This is a genomic window from Peterkaempfera bronchialis, from assembly GCF_003258605.2.
Taxonomy (GTDB): domain Bacteria; phylum Actinomycetota; class Actinomycetes; order Streptomycetales; family Streptomycetaceae; genus Peterkaempfera; species Peterkaempfera bronchialis.
In genome coordinates this window covers 3,385,416-3,405,707 of the sequence record NZ_CP031264.1, presented here as the reverse complement: position 1 = coordinate 3,405,707, position 20,292 = coordinate 3,385,416, and the positions used below count along the sequence as shown (strand labels likewise).

The window sequence follows — 20,292 nt, the reverse complement described above, 5'->3', positions numbered from 1 at the left end:
ATGGACCTCATCGATCTCGACCACGTCCTGACCGTGCTCGGTGCCGCCGCATGGAGCCCGGACGAGCAGTCCCGCGCCCGCGTGGCCGCCGGCCTCGCTCTCACGGTCTACGACGGCCACACCCGCGACCAGGGCACCCCATACCTGGAGCACCCGCTGGCCGTCGTAAGGCTCTTGCGAGCGGAGATCGGCGTCCGACGCCCCGAGACCCTCCTCCTCGCCCTCCTCCATGACGCCGTGGAGGTAGCGCCCGAGTCGGGAGCACTGCTCGTCCACCACCTCGGCGGCCCGTTCACCGCCCGCCTGCGTGCCATGACGGCCGACCACCGCCTCGAACAGCGCACGAAGTCCGTCGGCGACGAGACCCGCTGGCGCACGAAGCAGGCCGCGCTCCCGCCCGAGGACCTCCTGGTCCGGCTCGCCGACCGCCTGCACAACCTGCGCGACCTCACCGCGTCCTCGAACCTCGACCGGCGCCGACGGTTCCTCCGGACCCTGGGCGATTTCCACCTCCCCCTCGCCGACGCCGCCCGCAACCTCGGCCCCCATCTGGAAGCCATGCACGCGCGACTGCACGCCGAGTACGCCCACCACATACAGGAGGTACGTCCGTGAAACGGGTCGTCTACTCGATGGAGCCGGTCGGCCGGACCGGCGGCCGGGTCTACCTACGGATGCTCCACGAGGTGACGGCCGACGACGTGGAATGGCGCACCGTCCCGGACCACAAGCGGACTTACCGAGTCCGCCGCTGGCGCAAGCTCCGCCACCTCGCCCGCCTGGCCCCCTCCATACGGGCCCTGCAGGGCAGCACCGGCACGTTCGTATGGGACGACCTGAGCCTGCTGCTGTTCACGCCCGAGATGCGCGCCCGCACGGTGTTCCTCCTGCACCACTACGAGCCGCTCCAACATGACTCCGCCCCCGTCGAGGCCATGCTCTGGGAGCGGCTGTTCCGCGTGCTGCCAGAGTGCGCCGCCGTCGTGTGCGTTGCCCCGTACTGGGCCGACCAGCTCCGCGCCCGGGGCGTTCGCAGCGTACGGGTGATCTACAACGCCTTCGACATGACCGAGATCGAGCAGGCACGCGGCTACGACCGGGCCGAGTGCCGCGCCGAGTTCGGCCTGACTCCTGACGTGATCGGCGTCTACGCGGGCAAGGCTGTGCACTGGAAGGGGACCGAGGAGGTCTCGGCAGCCCTGTCCGGCGCCCCCGGGCTGCGGGTGATCACCAGCGGCAGCAACACCATCGGCCTCGACAGTGCGCACTACGACGTCGAGCGGGAGCGGTATCTGCGTCTGCTGCGCGCCTGTGACGTCGGCGTCTTCCTCCCCCGGATGCGGGAAGGATGGAGCCGCTGTGCGGCCGAGGCCCTGCTGCTCGGCCTACCCTGCCTGATCCGCCCGGTGGCCGGCCTGGGTGACCTCGCCGCACTGACCGGACAGCCGGCCCCGGACCTCCGCCGTCTTCCGGCACAGGTCCAGGAACGCGCGGCGGCAGGCCACACCGAGGCCGAGGCGGCGTACGAAGCCCTGGCCCGGTTCGACCTGGACCACTTCGGCAACGCCTGGGGCGCCCTTCTCGCGAAGGTCGCCTGAGCAGCGGCTACGCCTGCGCGGCCAGCTTCTTGGCTGCCGCGTCCAGGCGGGCCAGCACGCGGTTGCGGCCGAGCAGTTCCATGGACTCGAACAGAGGGAGTCCGATTGTCCGGCCGGTGACCGCGACCCGGATGGGCGCCTGGGCCTTGCCCAGCTTCAGCCCGTGCTTCTCACCGATGGCGAGAAGCACGGCCTTCAGGTCGTCCGCCTTCCAGTCCGCGACGGCGGCCAGCTCAGCACGGGCGTTGGAGAGGATGTCGGCGGCGCCTGCCTTCATCGCCTTGTTCCACGACGCCTCGTCCTCGACCGGCTCGTAGAGGAACAGGAAGTCCACGTAGCCGGTGATCTCCGGCAGCAGCGCCAGTCGGGTCTGGGCCAGCGGGGCCGCCACCTCGAAGACGTCCTTGTCGAACGCCTCCGGGGCCCACGGCGCATACGGGGCGACGAGCCACGGCGCGCAGGCGGCGGCGAACTGCTCCGGCGAGAGCGCGCGGATGTACTCGCCGTTGAACGCCGTCAGCTTCTTCACGTCGAAGAAGGCGGGAGCCGTGTTGACGTCCTCGATCCGGAAGAGCCGCTCCAGTTCCTCGTACGGCATGATCTCCCGGTCGTCGCCCGGGCCCCAGCCCAGGAGCATCAGGTAGTTCACCATCGCCTCGGGCAGGAAGCCCTCGGCGAGGTAGTCCTCCAGCGCCACCTTGTCGCGGCGCTTGGACAGCTTCTGCCGCTTGTCATTCACAATCACCGGCAGATGCGCCCACACGGGCGGCTTGGCTCCGAGCGCCTCCCACAGCAACTGCTGCTTCGGCGTGTTCGACAGGTGCTCCTCACCACGGATGACCTGCGTGATGCCCTCATCCAGGTCATCCACCACGTTGGCGATCAGAAAGACCGGCGACCCGTCCCCCCGGGCGATCACAAAGTCCTCGATCGCGCTGTTCGGGAACGCCGGCTCCCCGCGAATGAGGTCGACCACGACGGTCTCGCCCTCGTCCGGCGTCCGGAACCGCAGCGCCCGCCCCTCCTCGAAGGCCAGCCCCCGGTCCCGGCAGAACCCGTCGTACCCGAGCTGCTCCGACCCGGTGCGCTCCTTCAGCTGCTCCCGGGTGCAGTCGCAGTAGTACGCCCGGCCGGCCGCGAAGAGCTGCTGCGCCGCTTCCCGGTGCCGGTCGGCGTTGTGCGACTGGAAGTACGGTCCCTCGAAGGCCGGGTCCTCGCCGTGGATACCGATCGCCGCAAGCGCGCTGATGATGCCGTCGGTCCACTCAGGCTTGTTCCGGGCCGCGTCGGTGTCCTCGATGCGCAGGACGAACGTGCCACCGGACTGTCGCGCCACCGCCCAGTTGTAGAGAGCGGACCGTGCACCACCGACATGGAACATGCCGGTCGGGGACGGGGCGAAACGAACGCGAACCGGGGCAGTAGACATGCGCTCCAGGGTACCGATGCCGGGCCTGAGCCCCCGGACCACTCGCCCCACCCCGGTACGGACGTTGCCGCACCTCCACCGCCCCCGTCCCGGAATGCGGACGGGGCCGGTGGGGTTTGATGGGGGTATGGCTTCTCGTGCACGTGTACGCGCCCCCGAGCTGGTCGGCGCAGGCGGCTGGCTGAACACCGGCGGCAAGGACCTCACCCTCGCGGACCTCCGCGGCAAGATCGTCATCGCGGACTTCTGGACGTTCTGCTGCATCAACTGCCTGCATGTCCTCGATGAACTGCGGGAACTGGAGGAGCGCCACCGCGACACCGTGGTGATCGTCGGCGTGCACTCGCCCAAGTTCGTCCACGAGGCCGACCACCAGGCCGTGGTCGACGCCGTCGCCCGCTACGAGGTGCACCACCCCGTGCTGGACGACCCCGAACTGGCCACCTGGAAGCAGTACGCGGTGCGCGCCTGGCCCACCCTGGTGGTGATCGACCCGGAGGGCTATGTCGTCGCCCAGCACGCCGGCGAGGGACACGCCCACGCCATCGAGAAGCTGGTCGAGGAGTTGGAGGCCGAACACGCCGCCAAGGGCACCCTGCACCGGGGCGACAGCCCCTATGTGCCGCCGGAGCCCGAGGCCGGTGCGCTCGCCTTCCCCGGCAAGGCCGTACGGCTGCCGGACGGCGGCTACCTGGTCGCCGACTCCGGACACCACTCCCTGGTGGAGCTGGCCGACGACGGCGAGACCGTACGGCGCCGCATCGGCGACGGCCGACGCGGCCTGCTGGACGGCCCCGCCGACCAGGCCCGGTTCAGCGAACCGCAGGGTCTGGCGCTGCTCCCGCCGGACACCGCCGCCGCACTCGGCTGCGACCTGGTCGTCGCCGACACCGTCAACCACGCGCTGCGCGGCGTCCGCCTCGCCGACGGCGAGGTGACCACCCTGGCCGGCACCGGCCGCCAGTGGTGGCAGGGCTCCGCCGTCTCCGGCCCGGCCCGCGAGGTCGACCTCTCCTCCCCGTGGGACGTCGCCTGGTTCGCCGACCGCGTCTGGATCGCCATGGCCGGAGTGCACCAGCTCTGGGCGTACGACCCGGCCACCGGCACCGTCGAGGTCGCCGCCGGCACCACCAACGAGGGCCTGGTCGACGGCCCCGCCGCCGAGGCGTGGTTCGCCCAGCCCTCCGGGCTCGCCGCCGCCGCCGACGGCAGCCGACTCTGGGTGGCCGACTCCGAGACCTCCGCGCTGCGCTGGATCGACGCCGCCGACCTCACCGTGCACACCGCCGTCGGCACCGGCCTCTTCGACTTCGGCCACCGCGACGGCCCCGCCGACCAGGCACTGCTCCAGCACCCGCTGGGCGTCACCGTCCTCCCCGACGGCTCGGTCGCGGTCAGCGACACCTACAACCACGCACTGCGCCGCTACGCCCCGCCGACCGGGGAGGTCGCCGCCGGAGAGGTCACCACCCTCGCCACCGACCTGCGCGAACCCTCCGGCGCGGTGCTCGTCGGCGACGACATCGTGGTGGTGGAGTCCGCCCGGCACCGGCTCACCCGGCTGCGCCTCCCCGAGGAGGCGGTCCGGGTGGAGGGCACCGCGCACCGCACCCAGCGCCCCGCCACCGAGGTGGCACCCGGCCCCTTCCGGATCGATGTGGTCTTCTCCGCCCCGGCGGGCCAGAAGCTGGACGAGCGCTACGGCCCCTCCACCCGGCTGCTGGTCAGCGCCACTCCGCCGGAGCTGCTCGCCTCCGGTGAGGGCGCGGACAGCGCGCTCTCCCGGGAGGTCGTGCTGGCGGCCGACGGCCCGACCGAGGGCGTTCTGCATGTCTCCGCCATGGCCGCCTCCTGCGATGACGACCCGGCCGTCGAGTACCCCGCCTGCCATGTGCACCAGCAGGACTGGGGCGTCCCGGTCCGGCTGGTCCCGGGCGGTGCCGCCCGCCTGCCGCTGGTCCTCGCGGGTATGGACGACCCGGCGGCGGACGCCTGAAGGTCGCGGCCGTCCCGGCCGACCACCGGCGTGCCTGCGTGCGACCTGGGCGGGCGGCGGCGGACCGGGCGGCAGCGGACCGGGCGGCGGCGGACCGGGCGGCGCCCTGACGCTCCGGCTCGGGGCGCCGCGCCCGGCCAGTGAGGTTGTGTACCGGACCGGGCGGCCGAGAGCACGAGCCGAGGCTCAGAGCCGGGGGTCGTCGTAGTAGTGGTGGCGCTCCTCGACGACCTCGTCGGCCCCGATCCCCGGGCCGAAGCCCCGCCGGGGGCGCCGCAGGACGCTGCTGAAGGTGATCAGGCCGAGCAGGCCGACCACGATCAGGATCACGCCGACGATGTCGAGGTTGACACCGTTGACATGCCAGTCGGTCGCAAAGGTGAGGATGGCGCCGAGGGCGATCAGGATCACGCATCCACCGAGGCCCATGAGGGGTTCCTCCCAAGGGGGTTGAGTGGCGCCGCCGGGCGTGTCGGCCGGGCGGCGGCCGGGGCTGCCCTGTGGTAGCGGGCCGTTGGTGGGCGGCTACCCGGCGGCGGGGGCTCCATGCCGCCCCGGGCCCGGGACGCGACGGCGCGACATGACGGCGCGACACGACGGCGCGACACGCGACGGCGCGAGACGCGATGGGCGGGGTGCGGGCCAACGCCCGCACCCCGCCCGTCGGCAGACGCCCGGTCAGCCCTCCAGGAACCCCTTCAGCGCGGACGCCAGCAGGAACGGGTCGTCGGCGCCGCACAGTTCGCGCGAGGAGTGCATGGAGAGCGCGGCGACGCCGCAGTCCACGGTGGTGATGCCCAGACGGGCGGCGGTGATCGGGCCGATGGTGGTGCCGCAGGGCATGGCGTTGTTGGAGACAAAGGTCTGCCAGGGCACGCCCGCCCGCTCGCAGGCGGCGGCGAAGACCGCCCGGCCGACGCCGTCGGTGGAGTACCGCTGGTTGACGTTGACCTTGAGGATCGGGCCGCCGTTGGGCATCGGGTGGTGGCCCGGCTCGTGCCGCTCGCCGTAGTTGGGGTGTACGGCGTGGCCCATGTCGGCGGAGAGGCAGACGGTGCCGGCCAGGGCCCGGGCCCGGTCCTCCATGGAGCCGCCCCGGGCGAACACCGACCGCTCCAGGACGTTGCCCAGCAGCGGCCCCTGCGCACCGGTGTCCGACTCGCTGCCGGTCTCCTCGTGGTCGAAGGCGGCCAGTACCGGGATGGCTGAGCCGCCGCCCCCGGCCGAGGCCACCGCCGCCAGCGCGGCGGTGCCCGCGTGCACCGAGAGCAGGTTGTCCAGCCGGGGCGCGGCCAGCAGCTCCCGGTCCCGGCCCAGGTAGGAGGGCGGCTGCACATCGTGCACCATCAGGTCCCACCCGGTGACCTCGGCGGCGGCGACCTCGGCACGGTCGGCCACGTACTCGATCAGGGACCCCTCGTCGACCGGGCCGATGCCCCAGACCGGGGTGAGGTGGCGCTGCCGGTCCAGCTTCATGCCGTCGTTGACCTGGCGGTCCAGGTGGATGGCGAGCTGCGGCACCCGCAGCAGCGCCTCGTCCAGCCGGACCAGCACGGTGGAGCCGTCGCGCAGCGCCAGCCGGCCGGAGAGCCCGAGGTCGCGGTCGAGCCAGGTGTTGAGCGGCACCCCGCCGTAGATCTCCACGGCGATCTGGCGCCACCCCTCGGCGCCCGTGTCGGGGGCCGGTTTGACCCGCAGGTTGGGGGAGTCGGTGTGGGCGCCGACCACCCGGAAGGGGGTCTCCGGGCCCGCGCCCTCGGGTACGTACCAGGCGATGAGCGCGCCGCCGCGCACCACGAACCGGCCGCCGGACCGGCCGTCCCACGCCTCCGTCTCCGCCACCTGCCGGAAACCGGCCTTCTCCAGCCGCTCGGCGGCGGAGGCCACCGCGTGGTACGGCGAGGGGCTGGCGGACAGGTAGGTGATCAGGTCGTCGGTGTGGCTGCGGTCGAAGAAGACCGTTCCGGCGGTCGACATGGTGCTCCTGAGGCGAGGGTTCGAGGGTTCGCGGGGCGGCACGCGACGGGCTTCGGCCACGGCTTCCCGCTTCCGAGCATAGGGGCCGCCTCCGTGCGGACGGGTCCGGCGGACCGAGGTCCACCCGGTCGTCCGGGCGGCGATTCCTGGGCGACTTATTGACGCCGAGGGGAGCAGGTTGTAGACAACATGTCAAAGAGAGCGCTCTCTCGCAGGAGATTCCGGGCCCCATCCGGATCCCCCAACCGGTTCAGGAGACGCCATGTCAGGCAATGCTTCCTTGCTGGTGCACCGATGGCCAGGGCGCGTCAGGCGCCACTCGTTCCATGTCATCGCGCTGGTGACCGCGCTGCTGGCGGGCCTGGTGCTCGTGGTGACGCAGTCGCCGGCCCGGGCGGCCGGCACCCTGCTCTCCCAGGGCAGGCCCGCCACCGCCTCGTCCACCGAGAACGCCGGGACCCCGGCGAGCGCCGCCGTCGACGGTAACCCCGGCACCCGCTGGTCCAGTGCGGCCAGTGATCCGCAGTGGCTCCAGGTGGACCTCGGCGCCGGCGCCTCGATCAGCCAGGTCGGACTGGTCTGGGAGGCGGCGTATGCGACCGCGTTCCAGATCCAGGTGTCGGACACCGGCGCGGGGGGTTGGACCACCGTCTACTCCACCACCACCGGTACCGGCGGCACCCAGACCCTCAATGTCAGCGGTACCGGCCGCTATGTGCGGATGTACGGCACCGCCAGGGCCACCGGCTACGGCTACTCGCTCTGGGAGTTCCAGGTCTACGGCTCCTTCACCGGCGGCGGCGGTTGCGGCACCGCCAATGCGGCGCTGAACCGCCCGGTCACCGCGTCCTCCACCGAGAACGCCGCGAGCCCCGCGTCGGCGGCGGTCGACGGTGACCCCGGCACCCGCTGGTCCAGTGCCTTCAGCGATCCGCAGTGGCTCCAGGTGGACCTGGGCACCTCGCAGCAGATCTGCCAGGTCGGGCTGGCCTGGGAGGCGGCGTATGCGACCGCGTTCCAGATCCAGGTGTCGGACCTCCCGCTGGGGGGTTGGACCACCGTCTACTCCACCACCACCGGCAGCGGCGGCACCCAGACCCTCAATGTCAGCGGTACCGGCCGCTATGTGCGGATGTACGGCACGGCCAGGGCCACCGCCTTCGGCTACTCGCTCTGGGAGTTCCAGGTGCGCACGACCGGGTCGGGCACCGGCAGCCCCTCTCCCACCCCGACCTCCTCGGGGCCCTCGGACCCGGGCTCGTTCTGGGGTGACACCGGCAGCATCCCGGCCGCGAAGAACGTCGTGATGCTCAAGATCCTCAACCGGACGAACGGCAAGTACCCCGACAGCCAGGTCTACTGGAGCTACAACGGGCAGGCCCACTCGATCGCCGAGCAGCCGTACTTCGACATGCCGGTCAACTCCGCCGGACGGATGTACTTCTACCTCGGCTCCCCGAACAGCCAGTACTACGACTTCATCGAGTTCACCGTCGGCCCCAATGTCTTCAACGGCAACACCACGCGGGTGGACGCCTTCGGCCTGAAGCTGGCGATGCGGCTGCACGCCAAGGACGGGTACGACGTCTCGGTGGGCGAGGACCAGCAGACCTTCGCCGAGGACCGGTCGGCCACCTTCCAGAAGTTCGCCAACGAGGTGCCGGACCAGTTCAAGGTGCTGGCGCAGACCCAGGCCCCGTACCGGATCATCGCGCCCGGCAGCGACCCGAGCTTCCGGACCGGCGGTGTGAACGCCAACTACTTCACCGCCTACGCCAACTCGGTCGGGGTCAACGCTCCCACCTCGGACGTCTTCGGCTGCGCGGGCACCCTCTCCGAGAGCCCGGGGACCTGCGCGGCGCTCAACCGGCATGTCGCCACGCTGCCGCAGTCGCAGTGGTCGGACCCCACCCGGTACTACACGTCCGCCCCGGCCAACTACTACGCCAAGTTCTGGCACGACCACGCCATCAACAAGCTGGCGTACGGCTTCCCGTACGACGACTACGCCGGGCAGTCCTCGTTCATCTCGCACGGCGACCCGCAGTACCTGCTGGTCGCCGTCGGCTGGTAGCCCGGCACCCACAGCGCATGGCGGCCGTCACCGACGGCCGCCATGCACTGCCCCGACGGGAGCCGCTAGAAGGCGTCCTCCGGCAGATCCATGATCGAGTTGTCGATGTTCTCGGCGATCAGGCGCTGCGGGGCGACCGTGGGCAGCACGGTGCGGGCGTAGAAGCGGGCCGCGGCGACCTTGCCCTGGTAGAAGGCGACGTCCTGCCGCGTGGCGGTGGGCAGCTTGGCCAGCGCCACGGCGGCCTGCCGGAGCAGCAGCCAGCCGATCACCACATCGCCGGAGGCGAGCAGCAGGCGGGTGGTGTTCTGGCCGACCTTGTAGATGTTCCTGACGTCCTGCTCGACCGAGGAGAGGTCGGCCAGCATCTTGCCGACGATCGCCTCCAGGTCGCCGGACGCCTTGGCCAGCGCCTCGCGCTCGACGGCCAGCTCCTCGCCGCCCTCGCCGGCGGCCAGGAACTTCTGGATCTGCTCGGAGAGCGCGGTGAGCGCCTGGCCGCCGTCCTTGACGATCTTCCGGAAGAAGAAGTCCTGGCCCTGGATGGCGGTGGTGCCCTCGTAGAGGGTGTCGATCTTGGCGTCCCGGATGTACTGCTCCACCGGGTACTCCTGGAGGTACCCGGAGCCGCCGAAGATCTGGAGCGACTGGGCCAGCTGCTCGTAGGACTTCTCCGAGCCGTAGCCCTTGACGATCGGCAGCAGCAGGTCGTTGAGGCGCTCGGCCGCCTCGGCGGTCTCGCCGCGCAGTCGGGCGGCCTCGATGTCGTCCTGCACGGAGGCGGTGAAGAGGACCAGTGCGCGCATGCCCTCGGCGTAGGCCTTCTGGGTCAGCAGCGAGCGGCGGACGTCGGGGTGGTGGGTGATGGTGACCCGGGGCGCGGTCTTGTCCAGGAAGTCGGCCAGGTCCGGGCCCTGCACGCGCTCCTTGGCGTACTCCAGCGCATTGAGGTAGCCGGTGGAGAGGGTGGCGATGGCCTTGGTGCCGACCATCATCCGGGCAAACTCGATGATCTTGAACATCTGGCGGATGCCGTCGACGGTCTCGCCGAGCAGCCAGCCCCTGGCCGGGTGCGCCTTGCCGTTCCGGGGGGCGCCGAAGGTCAGCTCGCAGGTGTTGGACGCCTTGAGGCCCATCTTGTGCTCGACATTGGTGGCGTAGACGCCGTTGCGCTCGCCCAGCTCGCCGGTCTCCAGGTCGAAGTCGTACTTGGGCACGACATACAGGCCGAGGCCCTTGGTGCCCGGCTTGCCGCCCTCGGGGCGGGCCAGCACCAGGTGGACGATGTTCTCCGACATGTCGTGCTCGCCCGAGGTGATGAAGCGCTTGACGCCCTCGATGTGCCAGGAGCCGTCCTGCTGCTTCACCGCCTTGGTGCGGCCGGCGCCCACATCGGAGCCGGCGTCGGGCTCGGTGAGGACCATGGTGGCGCCCCACTGGCGCTCGACCATGTGCCGGGCGACCTTCTTCTGCTCCTCGGTGCCCTCGTCGAAGACCACGCCGGCGAAGGCCGGGCCGGAGGAGTACATCCAGATGGCGGGGTTGGAGCCCAGCACCAGCTCGGCATAGGCCCAGAGCAGCGAGCGCGGCGTCGGGGAGCCGCCGAGCTCCTCCGGGATGCCCAGGCGCCACCACTCGGCGTCCATGAAGGTCTGGTAGCTCTTCCGGAAGGTCTCCGGGACCGGCGCGGTGCCGGTCTCCGGGTCGAAGACCGGCGGGTTGCGGTCCGCGTCGGCGAAGGAGGCGGCGAGGTCGTTCTCGGCCAGGCGGGCGATCTCGTCCAGGATGCTCTTGGCGGTCTCGACGTCCATGTCGGCGAACGGCGCGCTGCCGTAGACGCGGTCGCGGCCGAGCACCTCGAAGAGGTTGAACTCCACATCGCGGAGGTTGGACTTGTAGTGACCCATGGCCTTCTCCGGTCATCGCGTAGGTCGGTGCCGGGGGTCTTCAGCGCGCCCGTGCGGAGGCGTCCCCCTACCCGTCAGTAGTCCCATGATGCTACCCGGCGGTAACATATTCAACCCTCGGGGTCCATGAGGGACGTCACGTCCCACTCTGCCCCCGTGCCGCACGGCGCCGCCGCCGCTTTGCCGAACAGGCGCCCCACCGGGCCCCGCCGGGCCGATAGCCTGTCCCCGTGTACGGCTACGACCAGACCGCGACCGGGGCCGGCCCCGGCTACCCGGGAGGCTCCTACCAGCAGGCGGGGCCGCAGCCCGGGATGGGCGGCATGCCCGGCCCCCAGCCGCCGCACGCCGGGTACGGCGAGCAGCCTCCCCAGCAGCCGCCGCTCTACCCCGAGCCCTCGCCGCCCTCGCTCGCGGACGCCGTCCGCGCCTTCACCAGCGGCGGGCTCACGGTGGAGGACTTCCAGGCCATCTTCATCACCTCCAAGGTGTACTGCCCGCGCGGCGAGCGGCCCGGCTTCCTGGCGTTGCACAACACCCCGACCCCGGTGATCCCGATGTTCAGCTCGCTCAAGGAGCTGCGCCGCTACGCCGGCAAGGAGTCCAAGTACTTCACGGTGACCGGTGCCGAGGTGCTGGACCTGCTGCCCACCGGCTATGGCTTCGCGCTGGACATGGAGGGCGAGCACCGGATGGTGTTCGACGCCAAGGCGGTGGAGCAGATGGTCGACTTCACCATGCGCCGCATGTACGGCTGACCGGGGGCGACTCCCACCGATCCGGTATCCCTCGGGGAATAGTCCAACTTTCAACTCGCTTGTAGTTGACCGTTGAACTACAGTGGCATCAGGCCACGGACCCCGAGGAGGCCGCCATGCCCGCCGTCACCGTCGAGAACCCGCTCGTCCTGCCCAGGATCGAGACCCCCGACCCCACCACCGCCCGCCCCCGCAAGGTCCGCCAGGTCGCCACCGCGCCCGAGGGCTACGAGGGCGAGGGCTTCCCGGTGCGCCGCGCCTTCGCCGGGATCCACACCCGCCACCTGGACCCCTTCATCATGATGGACCAGATGGGTGAGGTGGAGTACGCCCCCGGCGAGCCCAAGGATTAGCCCAGTTGGGGGACCAGTCAACCCATAGGGCCTGACCTGCGAAAGCAGGACCGCACATCTGAGAAGGACCCGACCGAGGAGGTCGACATGCCCGCCGTCACCGTCGAAAACCCGCTCGTTCTGCCGCGCGTCGCAGCCCCCGCCGAGGGCTCCCAGCCGCGCCCCGTGCTCGCCGTGTCGACCGCCCTCAGCGGCTTCGAAGGCGAGGGCTTCCCGGTCCGCCGCGCCTTCGCCAAGATCAACCAGAAGTTCCTCGACCCGTTCATCATGATGGACCAGATGGGCGAGGTCGACTATGCGGCTGGCGAGCCGAAAGGGACCCCTTGGCATCCGCACCGCGGCTTCGAGACGGTCACCTACATCATCGACGGCACGTTCATACACCAGGACTCGCACGGCGGCGGCGGCGTGATCACCGACGGCGACACCCAGTGGATGACCGCCGGCTCCGGCCTGCTGCACATCGAGACCCCGCCGGAGTCCCTGGTCATGTCCGGCGGCCTGTTCCACGGCCTCCAGCTGTGGGTGAACCTGCCCGCCGCGGACAAGATGATCGCGCCGAAGTACCAGGACATCCGCGGCGGCAGCGTGAAACTGCTCGGCTCGGCGGACGGCGGCGCCCTCATCCGGCTCATCGCCGGTGACATCGCGGGCCACCAGGGCCCGGGCGCCACCCACACGCCGATCACGATGATCCACGTGTCCGTGAACCCCAGCGCCGAGGTCACGCTGCCCTGGCGGACCGACTTCAACGGCCTGGCCTACGGCCTCGCCGGCAGCGGCTCGGCCGGCCCGGAGCGGCACCCGTTCCACATGGGGCAGGCCGTGGTCTTCGGCGAGGGCGACTCCCTCACCATCCGGGCGGACGAGAAGCAGGACTCCCGCAGCGCCAACTTCGAGGTGGTCCTCCTCGGCGGCCAGCCGATCCGCGAGCCGGTAGCCCACTACGGCCCGTTCGTGATGAACAGCCACCGCGAACTCCAGCAGGCCATGGAGGACTTCCAGGCCGGCCGCCTGGGAACCATCCCAGCAGGCGCCAACTGAGCCACCGCGTCGGCGAGCGGCGGACCCGGTACCCGGTCCGCCGCTTCCCGCTGCAACGCGCCCCCTGCTACGGCGAACTGTCGGGAAGTGGTAGCGAGGCTCCAGCCTGACCTGGCTCAATAGCAGGATGGAGATCGGCGAGAACTGGGCGTACCGAGCCCAGCCCAAGTTGCTCGGCAGTGCGCTCCGCCGGGTGGAGATCGTCAGGGTGGGTGGCCCGCGCCGTTCCTCCCAGGTGCACGTCCGGTTCCTCGAAGGCGAGGACGCCGGCCTTCAGGACTGGGTCGCTCCGGCGTCCCTGGTTGCACTGTGGGACGACGTCGCGGTCTTCCAGACCGACGACGTTGCTGAACTGGCGCTGGCCGAGGCGTCCCGGCAGGTGCGGAAGACCGCGGAGTTCGAGACGGCCCGGATGGTCCTGGGCTTCGTCCGTCCCAAGAGCCAGCTGCGACTGCGCACCAGTGTGGCCGATGCCGGCGTACTGGAGCTCACCGCTCCCGATGCCACCGCCGACCGGCTCGGCCTCGATGCCGCCGAACTGCGCGCCGACCCGATGGTTCACCAGAACCGGGCCGGGTTGTTCCTGGCCGGTTGGCCGGTCACCGAACGGATCGCGCGGCGGGCCGCGGCGGTCCTGGCCGAGGAGATCCTCCCCGAGGTCGAGCGGCGGCAGGAGGTCCTCGACCAGGAGCGCGCGCATCCGTCATGGCAGTCGTGGCACCGCCGCGACGACCGGAAGCTACAGGCGGAGGACGACCTCCTTCGGACGGTCCGCGAATGGTGCGGTCAGGAGCAGGTGGAGCGCTTCGACGAGCTGCTCGCACTGCGCGCCGAGGTAGAGCGGCTCGGCGCCATCGTCGAGCGGGCCCTGAAAGCCCTGCGCGACCGCGGACACGGCGTCATCGCCTCCACCATTGAGCGCGACCTTGGGGTCCGTGTCTCCAGCCTTGGTCCCGAGGTGAGGCGCTGATATCGCGCCACGGATCGGCCTGCTGACGTGGCTGAGCAGGCTCGGCCGGTGGTGCCTCCTTCTCCGGCCGGTGAGGACTCCACCCGTTGAGGAAGGGCCGGAGCGCGTCAGCCGTGGGCACGGTTTCGAAGGCTTCATTGCCGAGCCCACTGCCAAGAGCCGTCGGGTCGATTCGATCAGCCTCGGCCCTGCCCCACGCGGACCACTCCCGGAACCGCTGGGCCTCCTTCGCATCGTCGGCCCGGCTCGCGGCCTCGTCCAGCGCCGCGCAGAACTCCCTGATCTCCCGGGCGCCCCGCCAGCGGTCCAGAGCTGACCCGAACCGCTCCAGGCGCGAGGCTTCGACGGCCTTGAGGCTCGCCTCGGAGACCGCCCCCTCCCAGTCCCGCTGCCGACGTGCCTTCTCCTCAGCAGCCAGGCGCTGCCGCTCGGCCTCCGCCCTCTCCCGCTCCTCCCGCAGGCGGCGCTGCTCGGCCTGGCGCTCCAGCTGGAGGCGCTCCTGCTCCTCAGCATGCGCCTTCAGCGCCCGAAAGAGCGTGCCGATCTGCTCCTCCAACGACCGCTTCGCCGTGTCGGCATAGTCCTTCTTCCAGCCACTGCCGTAGCCGTAGCCGGAGTGCTGCTCGATGACCTGAAGCTCCAGTTCGCCGGACGGCTCCGACCGATAGGCGGGAGTCACCCGCTGCCAGTCGTACGTCTTGCGCCGCCCCTGGGCTTGGGGAACGAACTTGACCTGCTTCTGCCGCTCCTTGAAGCTCAACTCCCAGGTCCTGCCGTGGACGGAGAGCAAAGGACGCGGCTGCTTCCGCTTCTTGGACACCGCCACGTCACCACGCCGCAGCACCGCCTCGTCAGCGATCAGACGGGTGATCGACAACACCCGGGGCAGCACGTCATCGGAGACCTCGAAGGCGCTGGGGTCCGCCTCCAGCGCTGCGAGTACGGCGTCCACATCGGTGATGACCCGGCTGCGCTGAAGGCGGATCCGGTTCCACTCGGTCTCGTCCAACCCGTTGTCCCGCAGCAGGCCAAGGTAGAAGTCGCCCTTCTCCCTCCCGCTGTACTTCAGCTGGTATCCCTCCGGCGCACACTTACGAGCCGCGTCAAACGCCCGCCGCAGCCTCGCCCGCTCCTCCGGCGCCGGATCAGGAATCGTCAGGAAGCGCCCCGCCTGCCGAACCTGCTCGATCAACGCCGGACCGCTCACGGCCCTGGACTCCTTCGGCTGCTGCCGAACCGCTGGCGCTCGAGTGCCGGCCTTGTCGCCCAGCTGGCCAGTCTCTGCGGGCCGGCTCTGTGGTGCCGGGTCGGCAGGGGACCGGACCACGGTCTTTGGCTTCGGGGTCGGGCGGTCCGGGTGGTACCCATGCTCCAGGTAGAAGCGGCCAGCATCGTTGATCTCAGCTCGCCATTTCACCCCCACAGCCTTCGGCATGCTGATGAGCCCGCGCTCCTTCAGAGCTCGGGCGCTATGGGCGAGTTCAGACTCGTCCGAGGTGACCGGGCTCCCGTCCCCGCCGATGCGGGTCAGAAGCGAGAGCTGACGCTCATTGAGTGGTGACCAACGAAGCATGCTGCCGTCGTACCCCACCATAACGAGCTGAGGCAACCACGTCGCGGTCATTCCTGCCGACTCACGCCGAGACGAACTGGCGGGCGACTCCGGGGATGGTTCCTCGAATTCACAGCCGGTGCGAGCTCACAGCCCGACCAACGTATCCGTTCGGCGACGTGCGTCAGCACGGTTTCTCAACTTAGCTCCAGACATCCCACGGTCACTGGAAAGGTCACGGGTACGTCGATTCCCACGACCTACGGAGTGTCATGCCGGACAATGCCTCCCCCAGCTACTTTCCCCTGCAGCCCGCAGCCTCGTCGCGTGTGGCATCCAACCCGACGCCAGCGCCGACAGCCACGCAGTCGTGTACCAAGCTGCCCGGCTGCGTCACAGATCACTTCGCCCGGAGCACCCAGGTGCCTCTGTGCAATCAGTTCGACCACCACGGCCCCGAGCACACTGTCTACGGTCCTGCCGAGACTCCGATCCTCACGGTCCGCCGCACGTGGCTCGCCGAGGAGGGCTGCGCACCGATCATTGAGGCATGGGGCCACCACGCCGACCTGGAGATGAATCAGGACGAGGCCCGTAGCTTTGGCGCACAGTTGCGTGACCAGGCCAACCGCATCGACGAGGAGGTCGACCGCCTAGCTGCGGCCAGCGCCGCGCAGACCGACACCGACCGCCTGCGCATCGACGACTGTGGTACTCATTCCTGGTGTCTGAAGGGTGCCGCACCGCACCACGACTGCGAGGGTGCGGAGATCACCCTCGCCGTCGGCGGCTCCCGCAACACTGGCCGAGACAGGGCCTATCTCAGTGCGTTCCTGGCGACCTACGACGGTGTACCCACCTGCGGAATGCATCTCGACGATTGGACGGACCTCAGCGCCGCCGACCTCCGTCAGGTGATCGACGACATCGAGGGCTACCTCCCGAAGCTCAGGATCCTCGCCGCGCAGCTTGCTGTGGCGACAGCCCTGATATAGCCCAAGGGCCCACTTGGCATCCGCACCGCGGCTTCGAGACGGTCACTTACATCATCGACGGCACCTTCATCCACCAGGACTCGCACGGCGGCGGTGGCACCATCGCCGACGGCGACACCCAGTGGACGAGGGCCGGCTCGAGCCTCCTCCTCATCGGGACCCGCCGGAGTCCCTGGTCCTGTCGGGCGGCCTCAGCCGTCGCTAGGGTTGACGTCGAACCGGGGACCTTCCGCTTTTCAGGCCAAGCCGGGGCGGTGAGATGCCCTGGTTTGGGCGATTCTGCCGTCCGTGGAAGGCCGCCGTCGGGCGCCATCGTTCGGGACGGTTGGGGTCAGGGTTGGCGTCAACCGGTGCGTGGACGGATCAGTGGTTCGGGAACGGCCAGGGATAGGCGTGGGCGTTCTGTGAGCCGAGGTAGGGCGCAAGATTCTGTCGGCTGGGTGGCGGGTCGGGCGGAAGGGCCACGCCAGCGATCACCGGGTCGATGGAGTCGGCGTGCGCCTCCGCCCAGCGAAGCCACTCGATGGTCGCGTCGCTGGGGGTATCGGTGACGCTCTCGCGTACCGAGGCGCAGAGGGCGCGGATCTCGTTGGCCGTCCGCCGGGTTTCCAGTTGCTGTTCGAGCGCCTTGATCCTGTGGTCGCGGATCAGCCTCTGGTGAGCTTCGTCAACGGCTTCGAGCCAGCGCTGTTTCCGTAGCTGCTCTGCCTGCTCGGCCTGGATCCGCTTCTCTTCGGCCCGTTCAGCCCGCTCCTCGATGGCTGCGAGGAGGTAGCCCAGGCGCGATTCGATGGTCCAGCGCGTCCCGTCCGAGCAGTCGTACTGGCGGTATCCGTAGGTCTGGTCATGACCAGGAGCGTCGATCATGAGCCGTCCGTCGGGCACATGGTCGTACTTCGGGATGCGCTTGCGCATCCACGCCGGCTCGCGCTCGGCGTCGCGCAGCTCTCTGGCCGTCGGCTCATGCGGTTGCTTGGTGGTGCGTTCGCAGATCTCCAGAGGAAACGCGTGCCCCTGCATGATGATCACGACCGCGGTCCTTGGCTCGTCCCGTCTCCGGAGTGCCTCAACCGCGCGGGCCTCCACTGTGTAGCCCCGCAGCTCGGCCTCGGCGAGGAGGCCTTGCATGATCCGCAAGGCCCGGTCCACGAGCGGCATGGAGACACGGATCGGCACGACCCCCTGCTGTCCACGAGTGTCGGCCGTCCCCGTCTGGCGTCGGCCCAGGGCCTTGCGCGTAGCTGTGATCAGGGGGTGTGCATGCGCGAGATCGGTAGGCACCTCGACGACTGGCACCGGCGGGGGCGGTGGAGGCTCCTTCGCGGGGTCGAGGAGCCGCAGCTTGAGGTCCCCCTTCTCGCGACCGGTGAGCCTCAGCTTGTGCCCTGGTGGCAGGAGGTCGTTGTTTACCGCGTGGTAGAATACTCTGGTCCACCGGCCTCGGGCCGCGACGCCTGGGTCCGGGACGGTGATGTTCCCGCCGGCGGCCTCGAGCTGGGCGAATCAGCTCAGCCCCGTCGACCGGGGCATCCTTCGCCGTTTCCGGGTCACGGGCGTTGCGCTGGGCCTCGCGTTCGACCTCCTCCGGGTGCCGTCCGTGCTTCAGGTAGTACTTGCCCTGCTCGGTGACGGCTGCGGTTTGGACTTGGTAGCCCTGCTTCGTGATGGAGAACTTCCGCTCGACGAGCTTCCGCTGCTCGAGAGCCCACAAGGTGTTCGACTTGCGCGACTCGATCTCGCCACCGGGGTTGGCGGCGACCCAGCGCAGCAGTTCGGCCTGGATCTCGGTTGGAGCCAGTGAGGACTTCACAGGCCGCACCGTACGTCGGCCCCGGCGGTGGCGGACGGCTACGTCGAAGTCCGGGCGGACGGAGGTTGGCGGATGCTATTGACGCCGCCAGCGCTGGTCCACGTCGCGGTTGGCGCACCGTCCGCTTCTCCGCATCAGTGATCAGCGCGATGTGGCCGTGGAGCTGGTGCTCGACGTAGTTCCACTCCAACGAGCGTCTTGACAGGCTAACGAAGCCAGCACCGCCCCACCGCAGGCTATCGTGGGGTGGAACCGCCCTGGCAGACCGCTGATTTCGGCCACTCAGCTAGGCCACGACGTACCGAGAACCTCTGGGGAGGCGCTCTCTCCTCCGGGCTTGCTGCGTGGGTTCGGTTCTTCGTCGACCAACCGTGTGAGGTCGTGGCTTAGTGGTCCGAGAGCGCTGGGGAAGTGACCGCCGGCTGACTGCAATCAGCCGCGGAGGCGGCCTGTCGGTTCCAGCTCGCCAAGCGGTCTTGGACAAGCAGGTCTTGCCAGGCCTGACGGTGCTCGACTACGGGTGCGGGCGTGGAGAGGACGTGCAGGCGCTCCGACGCATGGGGTGCGAGGCCGTCGGTTGGGATCCGTTCTACCAGCCCGACGGCCACCTCGAACCCTCCCCGGTCGTACTCCTGACCTACGTCTTGAATGTCATCGAAGACCCCGACGAGCGCAAGTGGACCCTTCAGCAGGCCTGGGAGCTGGCGTGCACCGTGCTGATCGTCTCGGCACGCCTGACCTGGGAACGAGCGAAGGTAACCGGCGAGGAGTTCGGTGACGGGCTTCTGACTTGGCGCCAGACCTTCCAGCACCTGTACGGTGCCGGCGAGTTGCGGAGCTACGTGGAGGAGGTCACGGGCGTCAGGGCCGTCTCGGCCTCGCCGGGGATCATCTACGCCTTCAAGGACGACACTGCGCGGCTGAACTACCTCGCACGGCGGATCATCACCGACGACCAGTGGCTGTCCTCGGACGACACGACCTCCGCGATCGCCTCGCTGGTCGACCACGTCGAACGGCGCGGGCGTGCACCGCGGCTGGAGGAGATGCCCCTGCCGATGGCCCAGCAGTTGGGGCACCTGCGCGCCTCCGAGGTCCACCGGCTCGTCCGGGAGTCAGCCGACCCCGCCAGGGTGGAGGACGGTTCCAAGCGCACCACCCTCAACACCCTGCTGTTCCTGGCAGTCGAACTCTTCAACGGTCGAGGCCCTTTCACCAGCCTGCCCCTGACCGTACAACTGGACATCCGAGCGTTCTTCTCGTCGTACAAAGAGGCGTGCCGGCGAGCTGACCGGCTGCTGCTCAAGCTGCGGGACGACACCTACGTCCGCGGAGCAATGAACGCCTCCGCAGTCGGGAAGCTGACCCCGACTGCGCTTTACGTCCATCGGCGAGCAGTGGAGCAGATGCCCACGGTGCTGCGGCTGTACGAGCACTGCGCATCGATCGCCGCTGGCAGGCCGCAGGCCTGGACGGTTGCCAAGCTCTGCCACAGGGGCCGCGCTGTCAGTTGGCTGGACTACCCCGACTTCGACAGCGATCCGCATCCACGCCTGCTGACGTCCTACCAGGTGGATCTGGGGACCTTCGAGACCTCCCACCACTCATATGGTGAGCGCGACAACCGACCGCTACTGCACCGCAAGCACGAGTTCCTCCACCCCGACGACCCGGACGCGGCCAAGTACCGGCGCCTGACCGACTCCGAGGCCCGGGCTGGCTTGTACGCGCACCCACACCTGATCGGGACCGAGAACGGCTGGGAGAAGGAACTCACACGATGCGGATGGGTGCTGCGCGGGCACCGGCTCGTCCGGGCCCGACCGTGA

At 69.9% G+C, this 20,292-nt stretch carries 16 protein-coding genes and 2 pseudogenes; 12 read left to right on the top strand and 6 right to left on the bottom strand.

What is annotated here, in order from left to right:
- Complete coding sequence (locus C7M71_RS15060; RefSeq protein ID WP_111488648.1) at positions 1–615, top strand: HD domain-containing protein; 615 nt, start codon at positions 1–3, stop codon at positions 613–615.
- Positions 612–1,598, top strand: coding sequence for a glycosyltransferase (locus tag C7M71_RS15055; protein WP_111488650.1), 987 nt, complete (start codon positions 612–614; stop codon positions 1,596–1,598). Before C7M71_RS15060 ends, C7M71_RS15055 begins: the two co-directional genes overlap by 4 nt.
- Before the next feature lie 7 nt (positions 1,599–1,605).
- On the opposite strand, the gene gltX is transcribed toward C7M71_RS15055, so the two are convergent.
- Entirely contained in the window at positions 1,606–2,979 is a 1,374-nt protein-coding gene (gene gltX / locus C7M71_RS15050) for a glutamate--tRNA ligase (protein WP_229759126.1), read from the bottom strand.
- A 175-nt stretch (positions 2,980–3,154) separates the two neighbouring features.
- Between gltX and C7M71_RS15045 the strand changes: the two genes are divergently transcribed.
- Positions 3,155–5,023: an NHL domain-containing thioredoxin family protein gene (locus C7M71_RS15045; protein WP_111488652.1), complete on the top strand. Its 1,869-nt coding sequence runs from the start codon at positions 3,155–3,157 to the stop codon at positions 5,021–5,023.
- A 186-nt stretch (positions 5,024–5,209) separates the two neighbouring features.
- On the opposite strand, the gene C7M71_RS15040 is transcribed toward C7M71_RS15045, so the two are convergent.
- Together C7M71_RS15040 and C7M71_RS15035 are read right to left on the bottom strand one after the other, a co-directional pair.
- A complete protein-coding gene (locus tag C7M71_RS15040; RefSeq protein WP_111488654.1) occupies positions 5,210–5,452 on the bottom strand; it encodes a DUF6458 family protein in 243 nt (80 codons plus the stop codon).
- Positions 5,453–5,701: 249 nt separating this feature from the next.
- On the bottom strand, positions 5,702–7,000 hold the full coding sequence (locus tag C7M71_RS15035; protein ID WP_111488656.1) for a M18 family aminopeptidase: 1,299 nt from the start codon (positions 6,998–7,000) through the stop codon (positions 5,702–5,704).
- Positions 7,001–7,262: 262 nt separating this feature from the next.
- Between C7M71_RS15035 and C7M71_RS32900 the strand changes: the two genes are divergently transcribed.
- Positions 7,263–9,074 (top strand): discoidin domain-containing protein, encoded by a 1,812-nt coding sequence (locus C7M71_RS32900; protein ID WP_111488658.1) that lies wholly within the window; start codon positions 7,263–7,265, stop codon positions 9,072–9,074.
- Positions 9,075–9,139: 65 nt separating this feature from the next.
- On the opposite strand, the gene C7M71_RS15025 is transcribed toward C7M71_RS32900, so the two are convergent.
- Positions 9,140–10,981 carry an acyl-CoA dehydrogenase gene (locus tag C7M71_RS15025; RefSeq protein ID WP_111488660.1) on the bottom strand — a complete coding sequence of 614 codons (1,842 nt, stop codon included), beginning with the start codon at positions 10,979–10,981 and terminating at the stop codon, positions 9,140–9,142.
- 230 nt (positions 10,982–11,211) lie between these two features.
- Here C7M71_RS15025 and C7M71_RS15020 point away from each other — a divergent pair, with 230 nt between their 5' ends.
- From C7M71_RS15020 to C7M71_RS15005, 4 genes and pseudogenes are all read left to right on the top strand, one after another.
- On the top strand, positions 11,212–11,739 hold the full coding sequence (locus tag C7M71_RS15020; protein ID WP_407675903.1) for an SseB family protein: 528 nt from the start codon (positions 11,212–11,214) through the stop codon (positions 11,737–11,739).
- A gap of 116 nt (positions 11,740–11,855) precedes the next feature.
- A pseudogene (locus C7M71_RS15015) lies at positions 11,856–12,086 on the top strand (pirin family protein); the annotation flags it as partial.
- 93 nt (positions 12,087–12,179) lie between these two features.
- Positions 12,180–13,136, top strand: a complete 957-nt coding sequence (locus C7M71_RS15010; RefSeq protein WP_111488662.1) for a pirin family protein — start codon at positions 12,180–12,182, stop codon at positions 13,134–13,136.
- A 127-nt stretch (positions 13,137–13,263) separates the two neighbouring features.
- Complete coding sequence (locus tag C7M71_RS15005; RefSeq protein WP_111488664.1) at positions 13,264–14,106, top strand: PE-PGRS family protein; 843 nt, start codon at positions 13,264–13,266, stop codon at positions 14,104–14,106.
- Here the strand turns inward: C7M71_RS15005 and C7M71_RS15000 are convergent.
- Entirely contained in the window at positions 14,036–15,313 is a 1,278-nt protein-coding gene (locus C7M71_RS15000; protein WP_229758737.1) for a hypothetical protein, read from the bottom strand. The genes C7M71_RS15005 and C7M71_RS15000 overlap by 71 nt on opposite strands.
- 617 nt (positions 15,314–15,930) lie before the next feature.
- On the opposite strand from C7M71_RS15000, the gene C7M71_RS31795 reads away from it, so the two are divergent.
- Together C7M71_RS31795 and C7M71_RS31790 are read left to right on the top strand one after the other, a co-directional pair.
- On the top strand, positions 15,931–16,653 hold the full coding sequence (locus tag C7M71_RS31795; RefSeq protein WP_229758736.1) for a hypothetical protein: 723 nt from the start codon (positions 15,931–15,933) through the stop codon (positions 16,651–16,653).
- Between the two features lie 5 nt (positions 16,654–16,658).
- Positions 16,659–16,846 (top strand): annotated as a pseudogene (locus tag C7M71_RS31790) (pirin family protein); the annotation flags it as partial.
- Positions 16,847–17,016: 170 nt separating this feature from the next.
- Here the strand turns inward: C7M71_RS31790 and C7M71_RS14990 are convergent.
- Positions 17,017–17,682, bottom strand: coding sequence for a hypothetical protein (locus C7M71_RS14990; RefSeq protein WP_162824255.1), 666 nt, complete (start codon positions 17,680–17,682; stop codon positions 17,017–17,019).
- 439 nt (positions 17,683–18,121) lie between these two features.
- Here C7M71_RS14990 and C7M71_RS14985 point away from each other — a divergent pair, with 439 nt between their 5' ends.
- Together C7M71_RS14985 and C7M71_RS14980 are read left to right on the top strand one after the other, a co-directional pair.
- The gene (locus tag C7M71_RS14985) at positions 18,122–18,454 is read left to right on the top strand and encodes a hypothetical protein (protein WP_162824254.1); all 333 of its coding nucleotides are present in this window, start codon (positions 18,122–18,124) and stop codon (positions 18,452–18,454) included.
- Positions 18,455–18,852: 398 nt separating this feature from the next.
- On the top strand, positions 18,853–20,292 hold the full coding sequence (locus C7M71_RS14980; RefSeq protein WP_111488670.1) for a DNA phosphorothioation-associated putative methyltransferase: 1,440 nt from the start codon (positions 18,853–18,855) through the stop codon (positions 20,290–20,292).